Annotated in this window: 12 protein-coding genes; 1 reads left to right on the top strand and 11 read right to left on the bottom strand. The window is 46.8% G+C overall.

From position 1 onward, the window contains the following. Positions 1-38 precede the first annotated feature (38 nt). The 11 genes from B3209_RS01390 to B3209_RS01440 all read right to left on the bottom strand — a co-directional run bounded on the left by B3209_RS01390 (position 39) and on the right by B3209_RS01440 (position 11,459). Positions 39-1,682 (bottom strand): FAD-dependent oxidoreductase, encoded by a 1,644-nt coding sequence (locus B3209_RS01390; RefSeq protein ID WP_296662483.1) that lies wholly within the window; start codon positions 1,680-1,682, stop codon positions 39-41. A 42-nt stretch (positions 1,683-1,724) separates the two neighbouring features. Beyond that, on the bottom strand, positions 1,725-2,408 hold the full coding sequence (locus B3209_RS01395) for a 4Fe-4S dicluster domain-containing protein (RefSeq protein WP_013701516.1): 684 nt from the start codon (positions 2,406-2,408) through the stop codon (positions 1,725-1,727). 82 nt (positions 2,409-2,490) lie between these two features. After that, positions 2,491-3,321: an FAD/NAD(P)-binding protein gene (locus B3209_RS01400; protein ID WP_276749901.1), complete on the bottom strand. Its 831-nt coding sequence runs from the start codon at positions 3,319-3,321 to the stop codon at positions 2,491-2,493. 16 nt (positions 3,322-3,337) lie between these two features. Then, on the bottom strand, positions 3,338-4,375 hold the full coding sequence (locus tag B3209_RS01405) for a 4Fe-4S dicluster domain-containing protein (protein WP_296662485.1): 1,038 nt from the start codon (positions 4,373-4,375) through the stop codon (positions 3,338-3,340). After that, the gene (locus B3209_RS01410) at positions 4,375-5,337 is read right to left on the bottom strand and encodes a 4Fe-4S dicluster domain-containing protein (RefSeq protein WP_296662487.1); all 963 of its coding nucleotides are present in this window, start codon (positions 5,335-5,337) and stop codon (positions 4,375-4,377) included. Before B3209_RS01410 ends, B3209_RS01405 begins: the two co-directional genes overlap by 1 nt. Continuing rightward, a complete protein-coding gene (locus tag B3209_RS01415) occupies positions 5,322-5,762 on the bottom strand; it encodes a hydrogenase iron-sulfur subunit (protein ID WP_013701512.1) in 441 nt (146 codons plus the stop codon). Before B3209_RS01415 ends, B3209_RS01410 begins: the two co-directional genes overlap by 16 nt. Before the next feature lie 52 nt (positions 5,763-5,814). Then, the gene (locus tag B3209_RS01420) at positions 5,815-7,827 is read right to left on the bottom strand and encodes a CoB--CoM heterodisulfide reductase iron-sulfur subunit A family protein (RefSeq protein ID WP_296662489.1); all 2,013 of its coding nucleotides are present in this window, start codon (positions 7,825-7,827) and stop codon (positions 5,815-5,817) included. A gap of 10 nt (positions 7,828-7,837) precedes the next feature. Then, the gene (locus tag B3209_RS01425) at positions 7,838-8,233 is read right to left on the bottom strand and encodes a 4Fe-4S dicluster domain-containing protein (protein WP_295798332.1); all 396 of its coding nucleotides are present in this window, start codon (positions 8,231-8,233) and stop codon (positions 7,838-7,840) included. Beyond that, positions 8,226-9,065 carry a CoB--CoM heterodisulfide reductase iron-sulfur subunit B family protein gene (locus B3209_RS01430; protein ID WP_296662491.1) on the bottom strand — a complete coding sequence of 280 codons (840 nt, stop codon included), beginning with the start codon at positions 9,063-9,065 and terminating at the stop codon, positions 8,226-8,228. The genes B3209_RS01425 and B3209_RS01430 overlap by 8 nt, the downstream gene beginning before the upstream one ends. Positions 9,066-9,128: 63 nt before the next feature. Then, positions 9,129-10,517 carry a class II fumarate hydratase gene (gene fumC, locus B3209_RS01435; RefSeq protein WP_296662493.1) on the bottom strand — a complete coding sequence of 463 codons (1,389 nt, stop codon included), beginning with the start codon at positions 10,515-10,517 and terminating at the stop codon, positions 9,129-9,131. After that, positions 10,518-11,459 (bottom strand): L-lactate dehydrogenase, encoded by a 942-nt coding sequence (locus B3209_RS01440; RefSeq protein ID WP_296662495.1) that lies wholly within the window; start codon positions 11,457-11,459, stop codon positions 10,518-10,520. A 274-nt stretch (positions 11,460-11,733) separates the two neighbouring features. Here B3209_RS01440 and B3209_RS01445 point away from each other — a divergent pair, with 274 nt between their 5' ends. After that, positions 11,734-14,181 carry a helicase C-terminal domain-containing protein gene (locus B3209_RS01445; protein WP_296662496.1) on the top strand — a complete coding sequence of 816 codons (2,448 nt, stop codon included), beginning with the start codon at positions 11,734-11,736 and terminating at the stop codon, positions 14,179-14,181. The last annotated feature ends 2 nt before the right edge of the window (positions 14,182-14,183 follow it).

Raw genomic sequence — 14,183 nt, forward strand, 5'->3', positions numbered from 1 at the left:
CAAATTTTGACAGCCCTTTTGCTGAAAATCAGTTTATTTTATTTTGTTGCTCCAGGAATCGCCTTCTCGAATTCCTTGTTTCCGTGTGTGTAGCGCGGAAGAATTTTCGGAGAAACAAGGTCGGATTTTATTCCGGCTGCGTCGCGTTCTTTTTCAAACGCCTTCACATGGTCAAGGTTCATTTTTGAAGTTTCAGAAAGCTGAATGTCCTTGAACATCTTACCAGCCTCAATTCCGGCCTCGCGTCCGAACACGACAACGTCAAGCAAAGAATTTCCCATCAGGCGGTTTGTTCCGTGAACGCCTCCTGAGGCTTCTCCTGCTACAAGAAGATTTGAGACATTCGTGTGGCAGGTCTTGTCAATCTCAACGCCGCCGTTCTGGTAATGGAGCGTAGGGTAGACAAGAATCGGTTCCTTTCGGATGTCGATTCCGTACTTGATGAACATATTGTACATCGCAGGAATTGACTTGAGGATTGTTCCTTCCCCGTGAATCATCTCGATCATCGGAGTGTCGAGCCAGACAGCGTCCTGAACCTCGTTGTGTACTCCGCGTCCGTTGCGAACTTCCTTGATGATTCCGGATGCGTTCACGTCGCGTGTCTCAAGCGGATGAATGTAGACTTCTCCGTTCTTGTTAATCAGCTTTGCGCCGAGCGAGCGTACTTTTTCAGTAACGAGCTTTCCGAGAATTTGGGTCGGATATGCGGCTCCCGTCGGATGGTACTGCAGCGAGTCCTGGTACAGAAGCTTTGCGCCGGCTCTGTATGCGATTACAAGACCGTCAGCAGTCGCTCCGTAGTGGTTTGATGTCGGGAAGCCCTGGTAGTGCATACGTCCGGCTCCTCCTGTCGCTATAATTACAACCTTTGCCTTTGCGATTCTGATTTCGTTTGTCTCAACGTTCATGAGAACTGCGCCGCAGGCGTTTCCCTTGTCGTCCTTGATGATTTCTATCGCTGCCGTAAAGTCAACTACTGTGATTTTGTCAGGGCGGTTGAGAACCTCATCGCGGAGAGTGCGCATGATTTCAGCTCCAGAATAGTCTTTGCAGGCATGCATACGCTTGCGGCTTGTTCCGCCTCCGTGTGTCGTAACCATAGTGCCGTCTGCTTCCTTGTCGAATTCAACTCCGAGGTCGTTCAGCCATTTGATTACAGAAGGAGCCTTGTTTACAAGAGTGTAGACGAGCTCAGGCTTTCCGTCGAAGTGTCCGCCGCCGAACGCGTCAAGATAGTGCTGGGCAGGGGAGTCGTTAGGCTTGTCCGCCGCCTGGATTCCGCCTTCCGCCATCATTGTGTTCGCGTCTCCGATGCGTAGCTTTGTTGCAAGAAGAACTTTTGCTCCTGCCTCGCTTGCCATGATTGCGGCCGATGTTCCGGCTCCGCCTCCGCCGATTACAAGAACGTCTGTCTCGTAGTCAACGTGGGCAAGGTCGATGTGCTCAGGCTCGATGCGCGGTTTTGCCTGAAGCATTGCCGCAAGCTCAATCGGCGCTTTCTGTCCCTTGTTCGGTCCGATTTTAAGTTCCTCGAACTGGCTTGCGATGCGGTCCGGATGGTATTCCTTGAGAAGCTGATCCTTTTCGTCAGCAGTGAGACGCGCATGTTCGAATTTAAGGTTTTCTTCACGTTTTGCAGCCACAATTTTTGCTGCTTCGTCCAATTCGTTTCCGTACATATAATTCTCCCTGGCACCAAGGAAGGTGCGTCAGTTGTGGTTTTATTTCTCGATTTCGCGGTTGTTGTATAGCTCTTTGATTTCCGCCAACGGCTTTTTCATCAGGTTCTGGATAAGCTCCTCGCATTTTCCCTCGTTGATTTCGTTCACGCGGTCAATAAGGTGCTGGCTCTGCGGCTGGATGTACTTTCCGTTAAGACGGCGGGCAAGCTCTGCGACCTGAGGATGGCTGATTCCGGCAGGACATCTTGAAGAGCAGCATCCGCACATTACGCAGTCAAATGAAAGGTCTGCGCACTTGGCGAAGTCTCCGCGCTGTGCATAGGCGATGTACTGCATTGTGTTCAGGCTCTGCGGACAGGCTCTTGTGCAGGCGTTGCAGCCCACGCATGAATAGATTTCCGGATAAAGCTGCATCATCACGGCCTGCTCCGGCTTCATTGTGTTCAGATCATAAACCTGTTTTACAAGAGGGAAGAACGGAAGGGTTGCGATGTACATATCGTCCTCGACCTTCTTTGAGCAGGCAAGGCAGGTCTGGAGCTGGTTCTCGCCCTTGATTCTGTAGATTGTGGCGCAGGCTCCGCAGAATCCGTTGCGGCATCCGCAGCCGCGTTTGAGCTGGTAGCCGGCATATTCCATTGCGTTCATGATTGTAAGTTCTGCCGGCACTTCGTATTTCTTGCCGAACAGATATATTGTAGCCATCTGTTTTGTTTCTGACATAATTTAATCTCCTCATGCGCCGCGGACGGCGCATCTGAAGTCTTATAAAAATTTTCGAATCTTCACAGGAAAATTCTTGAAATCAATACTCTGGAGGCAGTTCCCCAAGCTGGTCGAAGCTGAACACAGGTCCGTCCTTGCAGACGAATTTGTCGCCTATGTTGCATCTTCCGCATTTTCCGATTCCGCACTTCATGCGCATTTCCATGGTTGTGAAAACCTGGTTGTCCTTGAAGCCGAGCTTTTTCAATGCGTCGAGCGAAAGGTGAATCAGAATCGGCGGTCCGCACATGATTACTGTCATGCTTGGATCCGGGTTGCATTCCGTAACGTAAGGAGGAACGAATCCCACGTGTCCGTCCCAGTCGTCCTGAGGGCGGTCGATTGTAAGATTTATCGAGCAGTTCGGCTGCTTCATCCAGACGTTCTGCATCTCATCCAGACGCACGAGATCGGCCTTTGATCGGCTTCCGTAGATGACCTGAATCCGTCCGTAGTTCTCGCGGTGATCCATCATGTAGTTTACAACCGAGTGAACCGGAGCGATTCCGATACCGCCGGCAATAACGAGAATGTCCTTGCCTTTAAGCGCGCCCTCCACAGGGAATCCGTTTCCAATCGGTCCGCGAAGACATATTTCCTGTCCTACTTCTGCGGAGTGAAGCCATTCGGTGACGCAGCCGCACTTCTTGATTGAGAATTCCATGTGAGTTTCAAGAGTCGGGGATGATGTTATGGAAATCATCGATTCGCCCACACCCGGAACAATCAGCATCGCGCACTGTCCCGGAATGTGCTCGAACAATTTCTTTCCGTCAAGACCGACTACACTGAAAGTCTTTACATCAGGAGTTTCCTGCTTGATATCAATAATTTTTCCTACATAAGGAATAAAGCTTTCTTTGTTTTCCATCAGTTTCTCCTATTCCTTAGATGTCATCGCTCTCGTTGACGGCTTTTATGACCTTGACGATGTTCATGTTCACAGGGCAGTTCTCAACGCAGCGTCCGCAGCCCACGCAGCTGAACATTCCCTCATGCGCCATAGGGTAGTACATGAGCTTGTGCATGAATCTCTGGCGGCTTCTTTCCTTTTGGGTGTGGCGCGGATTCTCGGCGGCCATCTGGGTGAAGTCGTTGTACATGCAGGAATCCCAGCAGCGAACCTGGCGCACTCCGTTGCTTGTGGCGAAGTCGCGCACATCGAAGCACATACATGTCGGGCAGACATAAGTGCAGGTTCCGCAGCCTACGCAAGGCTCGGAAACCTTGTCCCAGATTTTCGAGTTGAAAATCTTGAGCATATCCTTGCCCTGGAACTTGGAGAGATCCAGATGAGCGAACGGAAGAGCCTCGACTTTTGCCGAGATGTCCTTTTTGCACTTGTCAACAGCCGATGTGTCAGCGTCCTCAAGCGCGGATTTCGCGTTCTCAACAAAAGCCTTGCCTTTGTCCGTGTTAGCCTCAAAATAGTATTTTCCGTCGGCAAGCCAGCAGCTCACGTCTCCTGCAGGTTTTGCAAGCGACGCGTCAATTCCGAATGTGGAGCAGAAGCATGTCTTTGCAGGCTCGTTGCAGGCAAGAACAATTACTGTTCCGTGCTCGCGGCGGTTCTTGTAGTATGAGTCCACCGGATTCATGTTCAGGTATACGTTGTCAATTGCGGTAAAGCCGCGGGCATCGCAGGCGCGCACACCGAAAATAACAAAGTCCTCAACTTCCTTGCGCGGATCAACGACCTTCACTTCCTTTCCGCTCATTTCATAGCTTACCAGATGCTCGGTCTTAGGGAAGAAGAAGTCCTTTGCGGATCTTGTGGTCTTTAGTTTTTCTGAAAGCTTTGTGCCTTTCTGCCATCTTGCAAAGTCGGCTTTTCCTGAATTGTTGTCAACAGGCAAATACAAAGGCTGCTTTGAACCGATAAGCTCAAATAATGAATCGATTTTATCTTTTGCGATACTAAGCATTATTCATTGCCTCCGTCTTTTGATCTGTCGTAAACAATCGTCGTCTCCGGATCGTCTTCCTTGAAACGGAGCATGGCCGGCTTTGTCTCCATGTCAGCTCCGGCCTGATAGTCGCCGTAGATTTCGTTGATGTCCTTGATGTATTTGCGGTTAAGAAGATAAAGCGGAATGTTCTGTGGGCAGACCCTTGAGCATTCACCGCAGTCCGTGCATCGTCCGGCCACGTGCCATGCGCGGATGATATGGAACAGGCTTTCCTCAAAGCTTGTCTCCGCGACTTTCTGCGTCGTGTAGAGCGCGTTGTTGTCGAACACGCATTTCTCGCAGGTACAGGCAGGGCATACGTTGCGGCAGGCGTTGCATCTGATGCAGCGGCTGAATTCATTTCTCCAGAATTCGTATCGCTCGTTCACTGACATGGCCTCAATCTTTGCAACTTCGTCCATTCTTGCGGTGTTCGGAGCAAGCTCTGCTTCCGGATCCACGCCGATATACTCATCGCATGAGACCGGCTTCTTTCCTGCGCAGTTTCCGCATGCATCTCCGCCGTCAATTGCGTCCTGGCACGGAACACCGATAGCATAGACATCACTTCTTGTAATGCGGCTTTCCTTGAGCAGCTGTGTGAATGAATATGTGTCGGAAGGCTTCAGGAATACAAGCACAACTTCGGACGGAATAGGCTTGTCCTGCGCATTCGGATCGCGCTGCTTCGCCATCGTGTTGTTCATGCGTGCCGTGCTTTTAGCAATCTCGATGTTTCTTGTGATTCCGACCAGATATTTTGAAAGGTTCGCCTTGCAGTATTTGTTGAAGACAAAATCCTTGTCCAGTTCTTCTGCGGTTGCAAATACGGCCGGAGTGATGTCGTCTTCAAATAGACCTTTTTTCCAGCCGGCAACCTTCTGTACCTTGCCTTCAGAAAGCAGCTCCTTGGCGCGGGCAATCAGTTTGTCTTGCATCTTACATCCTCCAGCTTCTTGTTTTCGCCAAGGGCTTTTATCTGCGATACGAAATCGTTCATGATTCCGGCAAAGCGGACACCTTCAGCGGCGGAACACCATTCGACGCGTGTGCGTCCCTTGTCAATTCCCAAGTAGTCAAGCATCGAGAAAAGCAGGGTCATGCGACGGCGCGCGAAATAGTTTCCTGTAGAGTAGTGACAGTCACCTGGGTGACATCCGCATAAGATTACACCGTCTGCGCCACGCTGGAATGCACGGAGAATGAACAGAGGATTCAGTCTGCATGAGCATGGAATACGGATGATTTTAACGTTCTTCGGATATTCAAGACGGTTGTTGCCTGCCAAGTCCGCACCGGCGTAAGAGCACCAGTTGCAGCAGAAGGCAACAATTCTCGGTTCCCATTCTTTATTTTCAGCCATAGTTCTTTTTTTCAGAATAAATAATTGCGTATTGCTGGTTGGGCATTGCGAATTACAGTACTGAATCAACCTCCGCCAAGATTTGTTTGTTGCTGAATCCTAACAGATCCATTGCGCCGGAAGGACAGGCAACCGTACAGGCGCCGCATCCGTGGCACATAGCCTTGTTCACCTGAGAAACGCGGCGTGTGATTGTAGTTCTGTTCGGTCCGCGGAAATTCTTCTCGATGTAAGTGATGGCTCCGTAAGGACAGACGTTCGCGCACTGACCGCAGCCGTTGCAGGCGTTCTCGTTCGGGTTCGCAGTGCAAGGGTTGTTCTTAAGCTTGTCCTTAACAAGCAGGCAAATCGCTTTCGCGGCCGCACCTGAAGACTGTGCTACAGTCTCCGGAATGTCTTTTGGTCCCTGACAGCATCCTGCAAGGAATATACCTGCTGTAGGAGACTCCACAGGACGGAGCTTTGCGTGGGCCTCAAGGAAGAAGTCGTTGTTGTCCATTGAAGTCGTAAGCATTGTGGCAAGCGGACGCGCCGACTTGTCAGCCTCAATTGAAGCGGCAAGAACAACCATGTCTGCCTTAATGTGAACCTGCCTGTTCAGAATCAGGTCAGAACCCTGCACATCAAGCGTTCCGTCCGAGAGCGGAGTTACTTTTCCCACCTGACCCTTTATGTAGTGGACACCGTACTGCTCAACTGCGCGGCGGTAGAACTCATCAAAGTTCTTTCCAGGAGTGCGCACGTCGATATAGAATACAGTGATGTTTGTGTCCGGATAGTGGTCGCGTGTAAGGATTGCGTGCTTTGCCGTGTACATACAGCAGATTTTAGAGCAGTATTCGTGGCCTTTTGTGGAGTCCGCAGAGCAGCGGCTTCCCACGCACTGGACGAATACAATGTTCTTAGGCTCCTTTCCATCGGAAGGGCGGAGAAGATGTCCGTTTGTAGGACCGGATGCGTTGCACAGACGCTCGAATTCAAGCGATGACACAACGTCAGGACTCTGGCTGTATGCATACTCGTCGAATTTCTCAAGGCTGATCGGATTGTAGCCGGTAGCCACGATGATTGCGCCGTATTTTTCCGTGAGCATGGTTTCTTCCTGATGGAAATTGATTGCTCCGGCGGCACAGGCTTTCTCGCAGAATCCGCAGACATTGTCCTTGCCGTTCTTGAGGCCTTTCATGTGAAGGCAGTAGTCCGCGGAGATTGCGGCAACTTTCGGAACTGCCTGGGCAAACGGAATGTCAATCGCCTTGCGGTTGTTAAGGTTCAGGTTGAATGCGTTCGGAACTTTCTTGTTCGGGCATTTTTCGATACATGCTCCGCAGCCGGTACACTTTGCCTCGTCGACATAGCGCGGATGGCGTTTGATGTCCACCTCGAAGTTTCCGATATATCCTTTCACACCTGCAACTTCAGAGTATGAGAGGATGCGGATGTTCGGATTCTGGCTTACTTCAGTCATTTTCGGAGTGACGATACAGGATGCGCAGTCCAGCGTCGGGAAGGTCTTGTCGAGCTTCGCCATCTTTCCGCCGACCGTATAGTCCTTCTCAACAATGTCAACAGGGAATCCCGCATCCGCAATGTCGAGAGCCGCCGTGATTCCAGCGATGCCGCCTCCGATTACCAATGCGCGTTTTGTCATTGGTGTCTCGCCTTCAATAAGAGGCGTGTCAAGGATTGTCTTTGCAACGGCCGCCTTGCCCAAAGCAATTGCCTTTTCCGTCGCATCGCCCATTTCCTTCATAACCCATGAGCACTGCTCACGGATGTTTGCTACTTCCACCTTGTAGGCATTCAAGCCAGCGCGCTCCGCACAGGAACGGAAGGTCTTCTCATGCATACGCGGAGAACAGGAGCACAGAACCACACCCGTAAGGTTAAGCTCGTGAATCTTGTCCTCAATCATTTTCTGACCGGCGGAAGAACACATATATGTGTAATGAGTTGAATAAACTACACCGTTCACCTTGCCGAGCTCTTCAGCTACTTTTGCAACGTCAACAGTGCCTGCAATGTTAGTGCCGCAATGGCACACGAAAACACCGATTCTTTCCATGATGCTGCTCCTATTTGCGGTACTTTCTGAATGCGCTCATCAAAAGCTGCTGCGGAGTCTCATCATCAAGTTTTTCAGGAACCTGAACAGGATCAAGATGAAGAGGACCGCGCTCACGCTCAACTACAGTGCGCACAGCGTCAATAAGCTTGGCCGGCTCGACCTGACGTGGACATCTCTCAAGACAGGCGAAACAGCTTAAGCAGGTATAAATCGACTTGCTCTTTAAAAGCGGCTCGATTTCTCCGTTTTCAACCATCTGCACGAACTGATGCGGATGATATTCCATGGAGTCGTAATTAGGACAGGTTCCGGAGCATTTTCCGCAGACCATGCATTTCTTCGGATTGACTCCGCTTGTTTCAAGGATCAGTTCCTTGTATTTCTGGATTTCTGACTCAAGCATTCACAGCCTCCTTTGCTACGGCATCCTTTACGCCGAGAGCTTCCGCAAGAAGTTCTGTAAAGTAGATGACATCAAGCTCTGAAGAGCCTTTGTTCTTTATGAGGTTGTAGCGGCACAGAGGGCAGCTTGTTACAAGAAAGTCCGCTCCCATGTCAGCCGCATTCGCGAGAATCGAAGCCGCTCTTTTCTGAGGAATTGTCTCGTCCTCAAACGCGGCATAGGCGCCGCAGCATTCGTTGCGCTGGGCATAAATGACCGGAGTTCCGCCGATTGCGGTTATGAAGTCCTCAAGGATTTTCGGATTCTCAGGATCGTCAAATTCCATCACCTTTCCCGGACGCAGAAGAAGACATCCGTAATAGGCACCGATTTTCTTTCCTTTGAAAGGATTCTTGACGGCCTTCTTGACGTTGTCCCAGCCGATCTCATCACGGAGAACTTCAAGAAAGTGGAGGACTTTCGCTTCACCATGGTATTCAATATTGTCTTGGGCGAGATAGTTGTTTACTTTTAAAATTGTATTCTCGTCATTCTGCAGGTCGTTGTTCACCTGCTTGATTACATTGTAACACGCTGAGCACAGTGTTACCAATGCCTGGTTCTTATCTCTGGATGCAGCCAAAGCCCGGACAGAAGGAAGCTTTGAGGCAATTTCATTTTTGCCGGTAGGATATACACCGCCGCAGCACTGCCACTCTTCGATTTCTTCAAGTTTGAAACCAAGAGCTTCAGCGCTTAAACGGCCGTATAAGTCCAAATCCTTCGCTTTGTTTTTTAGCGTGCAGCCTGGAAAATAAGAATAAGTCAGTGTGTGTGTCTGGTTCTCACTCATTCTTTGCTCCTAAGTGCAGGATATTTTTAGCTGGCCTCAAGAAAAACTCAAGGCCTTGTATTTTTATTTTTTCACGCCAGTCATTTCTTCTGGATGGAAAACCTCGTCAAATTTTTCAGCTGTAAGGAAGCCAAGCTGTACGCAGGCATCTTTAAGTGAAATATTTTCTTCGTAAGCTTTATGGCTTGTTTTTGCCGCGTTTTCGTATCCAATGTATGGATTCAGGGCTGTTACAAGCATCAGGGAATTGTACAAGTTAAAGTGCATTTTTTCCTTGTTTGCTGTAATTCCAACTGCGCAGTTTTTATTGAAGCTTACCATGACTTCAGCAAGAAGCCTTACGGACTGAAGGAAATTATACGCAATTACCGGCATAAATACATTCAGCTCAAAGTTTCCCTGAGAAGCTGCCATTCCAACTGCGGCGTCGTTTCCCATAACCTGAACGGCAACCATTGTCATTGCCTCGCATTGTGTCGGATTTACTTTTCCAGGCATGATTGAAGAGCCAGGCTCGTTTTCTGGAATGTGGATTTCGCCGATTCCGCATCTTGGACCGGAAGCAAGCCATCTTACGTCGTTTGCAATTTTCATCAAGTCAGCGGCAAGCGCTTTTAAAGCTCCGTGCGCAAAGACAATTTCATCTTTTGAAGTCAACGCATGGAATTTGTTTGGAGCTGTAACAAAGTCTTTTCCTGTAAGCTCTGAAACCTTTTTTGCAACAAGCGTGTCAAATTCAGCCGGCGCATTAAGTCCAGTTCCAACCGCTGTTCCTCCCAAAGCAAGCTGCTTTAAATATGGAAGGGAAGAAGAAAGCATTTCCTTGTCGCGCTCAAGAGAAGTTCTCCAGCCTGAAATTTCCTGCGAGAACTGAATTGGAACAGCATCCTGAAGGTGAGTGCGTCCTGACTTTACAATGCCTTCATTTGCTTTTTCCAGTTTTTTGAAAGTGTCAACAAGAATGTCGATTGCCGGAAAAAGCTTGTCTTCAACTTCAACAACAGCGGCAATGTGCATTGCAGTTGGAAATGTGTCATTTGAAGACTGGCTCATGTTTATGTCGTCATTTGGATGGCAAAGTTTTTCGCCTGCAATCTGGTTTGCTCTGTTCGCAATGACTTCATTTGTATTCATGTTTGACTGTGTGCCAGAACCTGTTTGCCATACAACAAGCGGAAAGTTTTCGTTCAATGAGCCTGAAATAACTTCATCGCAAGCCTGAGAAATTGCCTTGAGCTTTTTGTCTGTCATTTTTTCAGGTTTGAGCGCATTGTTTGCAAGAGCCGCCGCCTTTTTCAGATAGCCGAAAGCTTTTGTAATTTCAAGCGGCATTGTTTCAATTCCAACACCGATAAGAAAATTCTCGTGGCTGCGTTCAGTCTGAGCTCCCCAAAGTTTGTCAGCAGGAACTTTTACTTCGCCCATGCTGTCGTGTTCAATTCTGTATTCCATTTAGAACTCCAGCTGCTTTATTACGTCTTTGAGGCAGTCTGCGGAATGCTTGAGCTGGGCAATTTCGTTGTCTGTAAGAGGAGCAACAAGACGTCCTGTAATTCCGTGTCCGCCAACAACTGTGAGAATGCTCAAACATACATCGCTAATTCCGTATTCGCCTGTAAGCATAGAAGAAGCGATTGTAACAGAATCATTTGAATTTTTGATGATTTCGCAAAGACGAGCTGTTGTAGCTCCGATTCCGTAGTTTGTGCATTTTTTTGCTGAAATAATGATTCCGCCTGATTTGCGTACAAAGTCCTCGATTTCTGCGTGGTCAGGTTTTGCATTTCCTTTTCCATTAAGACTGTCGTAGTATGAATCTACAGGAACCGAAGCAACATTTACCAAAGACCACGGAACAAATGAAGAATCTCCGTGCTCGCCGAAAACATAAGCGTGAAGATTTGGCTGCCCGATTCCGTATACATCAGCGATTTTTGTGCGTAATCTTGCTGTGTCAAGCAAAGTTCCAGTTCCTATGATATGGTCGGCAGGAATTCCGGATGTTTTTACAAACTGATATGTAAGAATGTCAACAGGATTTGCAACAATAATATAAATTGCGTTTGGAGCAACTTTTGAAATCTGCGGAATAATTGACTTTGTTATGTTTACATTTGTCTGCGCAAGGTCAAGACGAGACTGTCCAGGCTTGCGTGCAACTCCAGAAGTCAAGATTACAAGGTCTGAATCTTTTGCGTCTTCATAAGAGCCGTCATGAATATTTACAGGGCTCATGTATGGAGTTCCCTGACGGATGTCCAGTGCTTCTCCCATAGCGCGGTTTTTGTCAATGTCAATCATAACGATTTCAGTTGCAATGCTTTTAAGACAAAGGGCATAAGCAATAGATGAGCCAACTTGTCCAGCACCAATAATGGTGATTTTGTTTGCCATAAATATCTCCTGTGTGCAAATGGTTTTAAAAGAGCCGCCGCATAGTCCGAAGAAAATTCCTTCCATGACAGCAACATTCAAATTATATTATAACACAAAAAAAAACACCTGTTAATGAAAATAAAAACGAAAACTGCCTTTTAAGAGTGATTTTGACGAATTTTCAATTTTTTTGTGAAATTTATAACAGTTTGCAGAAAATATTGTGATTTTATTCACATACAAAAACTTCTTGTTGAACATTTTTTTCTTTCACTCTAAAATACCGCTGATTATGGAAGCCTTGAAAAGATTCAGCCAAAATGTAATTGACACCATGCGCTCTGATATTAAAGACGCAGACGGAAATGAAGTTTTTTGGGCTGGAAAAATAAATTTAGAAGGCATTGTTGTTTCTGTTCAGGCTGGTTCCCGCGGAAACGAAAATTCCGTAGTTGTAAATAAAAACGCCGCAAGAGAAGGAAATGTAATAATCCATAACCATCCAAGTGGAAACCTTTCGCCTAGCGAGGCTGACCAAAACATTGCGTACAATGCTTCCGACACTTCGCTTGGATTTTACATAGTTGACAATGAAGTTTCCCGGGTTTACGTGGTTGTAGAGCCAGTCAAGCCTAAAAAAATTGAGCTTTTGAATGAGGATGAAACTGCATTTTTTCTTTCAAGCCAAGGTCCGTTCGCAAAATCCTACGGAAACTACGAAGAGCGTCCGTCTCAAATTTCACTTTCAAAAGAAATTGCGTCTTCATTTAATAAGGAAAAAATCGGTGTTTTTGAAGCAGGAACTGGAGTTGGAAAAAGTTTTGCGTATCTGATTCCTGCAATGCTTTGGTCGGTAAAAAACAAGGAATGCGTCGTTGTTTCCACAGGAACTATAAATCTTCAGCAGCAGCTTTTTGAAAAAGACATTCCGTTTGCACAAAAATTAATCGGAAAAAAAATAAAGGCGGTGCTTTTAAAAGGCCGGCAAAACTATATCTGTCTTCGAAGACTCTCTGAAGCGGAAAACGATAGAAGCCTTTTTAATGAAGAAATTGAAATTATTGACAAGATAAGTGAATGGACAAAAACAAGCGCAACAGGAAGTAAAAGCGATCTTACGTTTCTTCCGTCTGAAAGCGTGTGGTCAAAAGTCAACAGCGAAAGCGATGCTTGTCTTGGCGGAAGATGCCCGTTTAGGGAAAACTGTTTTGTAATGAAAGTGCGCAATGAAGCTGCCAGCGCGAACATAATAATTGTAAACCATCATCTTTTGTTTGCAGACATTGAAAGCCGAATGAGCGGAGCAGGTTACGACAACGCTGCAGTTTTGCCTCCTTACAGACGGATTATTTTTGACGAAGCCCACGGAATTGAAGACAGCGCGACAAGTTTTTTCAGTGAAATCATAACAAGATTTAAAGTGATGAAGCAGGTTAATCTTTTGTTCAGAACTTTTAGAAGCTCAAACACAGGTTTTCTTGTTCAGGCTGCAGCGTTTTCTTCAGCTGATGATTGCATGGAACGTGCGCTGTCTCTCGTCAATGGAATAAAAGATTCGCTTTTGGAACTTGATCAGATTTCGATACTTGAGCTTGATGAAAATTTCAATGCAAGAATTTACAGTGGAAACTCGCAGAAATTCAGCGGAACTTTTAATGCGCTTTCAAAACTGAAATCTGCAATTTCTGCATTCAATAACCTTGTGCGTGAAGTTCTAGAAAAAATAGACGATAAGGATTCTGAAGTTCCTGCAGTCTGGGAAGCAAAGACCGTTTTGCGACGTCTTGAATCTTTGGCTGCTTTGTGCGGAAATTTTTTACTTTGGGAAGAAAAAGATGACACTGTTTTTTGGCTTCAGAAAGTGAAAATTCCTCCGAAAGTTCCAGGCGAAGATTTTGTGACTTTTGTTCAGTTTATTCAAACTCCGCTGGACATTGCGCCTTTGATGAACTCTGGCGTTTTTGAGCCTATGAAAACTGTTGTGTGTACAAGCGCGACGTTGAGAATTGACAAAAACTTTGGCTACTGGACGCGCCGTGTTGGAATTTCTTTTGTAGAGCCTGAACGTGTTGCGCAAGGCAGTTTTGATTCTCCGTTTCTATATAAAGAAAATGTTTTGTTCTCAGTTCCGAATGACGCGCCTTTTCCAGACAGTCCATATTTTCAAACTTTTGTTGAAGAGGCTATTCCAAAGCTTATTTTGGCTGCAGGCGGAAAAACACTTGTTCTTTTTACTTCCTATGACAGCTTGAAATTTACTTTTAATGCAAGCCGGAATATTCTTTCTGAAAATGGAATAGAAGTTTTTAAGCAGGGCGATGAAGACAGATTCAGGCTTCTTGAAAAATTCAAAAAAGACACAAACAGCGTTTTGTTTGCAACCGACAGTTTTTGGGAAGGAGTTGATGTTCCTGGCAGCAGTCTTAGCCAAGTGATAATTGTGAAGCTTCCTTTTGCAGTTCCTAATGACCCGGTTTTTTCAGCAAGAAGTGAAGCTCTTGAAAAGAAAGGCGGAAATCCTTTTATGCAGCTAAGTCTTCCTCAGGCTGTAATAAAATTCAGGCAGGGTTTTGGACGGCTTGTGAGACGCGCTGATGACAAAGGCATTGTCGTTGTCTTGGATCGCCGCATAGTTGAAAAAAAATACGGCGGAATTTTTACAAGAAGCGTGCCGATGACAAAAAGAATGTATTCGCCTTTGGATGCCATTCTGCACGCTGTTAAAAATTTTTTTAATTGAAA

This window comes from Treponema sp. UBA6852 (assembly GCA_002449305.1).
Taxonomy (GTDB): Bacteria; Spirochaetota; Spirochaetia; order Treponematales; family Treponemataceae; genus Treponema_D.

What these genes read in the sequence shown, in the direction of transcription:
- B3209_RS01420 (WP_296662489.1), bottom strand. Translation starts at nt 7,827, where the DNA reads ATGGAAAGAATCGGTGTTTTCGTGTGCCATTGCGGCACTAACATTGCA.
- B3209_RS01400 (WP_276749901.1), bottom strand. Translation starts at nt 3,321, where the DNA reads ATGGAAAACAAAGAAAGCTTTATTCCTTATGTAGGAAAAATTATTGAT.
- B3209_RS01430 (WP_296662491.1), bottom strand. Translation starts at nt 9,065, where the DNA reads ATGAGTGAGAACCAGACACACACACTGACTTATTCTTATTTTCCAGGC.
- B3209_RS01445 (WP_296662496.1), top strand. Translation starts at nt 11,734, where the DNA reads ATGGAAGCCTTGAAAAGATTCAGCCAAAATGTAATTGACACCATGCGC.
- B3209_RS01415 (WP_013701512.1), bottom strand. Translation starts at nt 5,762, where the DNA reads ATGGCTGAAAATAAAGAATGGGAACCGAGAATTGTTGCCTTCTGCTGC.
- B3209_RS01410 (WP_296662487.1), bottom strand. Translation starts at nt 5,337, where the DNA reads ATGCAAGACAAACTGATTGCCCGCGCCAAGGAGCTGCTTTCTGAAGGC.
- B3209_RS01425 (WP_295798332.1), bottom strand. Translation starts at nt 8,233, where the DNA reads ATGCTTGAGTCAGAAATCCAGAAATACAAGGAACTGATCCTTGAAACA.
- B3209_RS01405 (WP_296662485.1), bottom strand. Translation starts at nt 4,375, where the DNA reads ATGCTTAGTATCGCAAAAGATAAAATCGATTCATTATTTGAGCTTATC.
- B3209_RS01390 (WP_296662483.1), bottom strand. Translation starts at nt 1,682, where the DNA reads ATGTACGGAAACGAATTGGACGAAGCAGCAAAAATTGTGGCTGCAAAA.
- B3209_RS01440 (WP_296662495.1), bottom strand. Translation starts at nt 11,459, where the DNA reads ATGGCAAACAAAATCACCATTATTGGTGCTGGACAAGTTGGCTCATCT.
- fumC (WP_296662493.1), bottom strand. Translation starts at nt 10,517, where the DNA reads ATGGAATACAGAATTGAACACGACAGCATGGGCGAAGTAAAAGTTCCT.
- B3209_RS01395 (WP_013701516.1), bottom strand. Translation starts at nt 2,408, where the DNA reads ATGTCAGAAACAAAACAGATGGCTACAATATATCTGTTCGGCAAGAAA.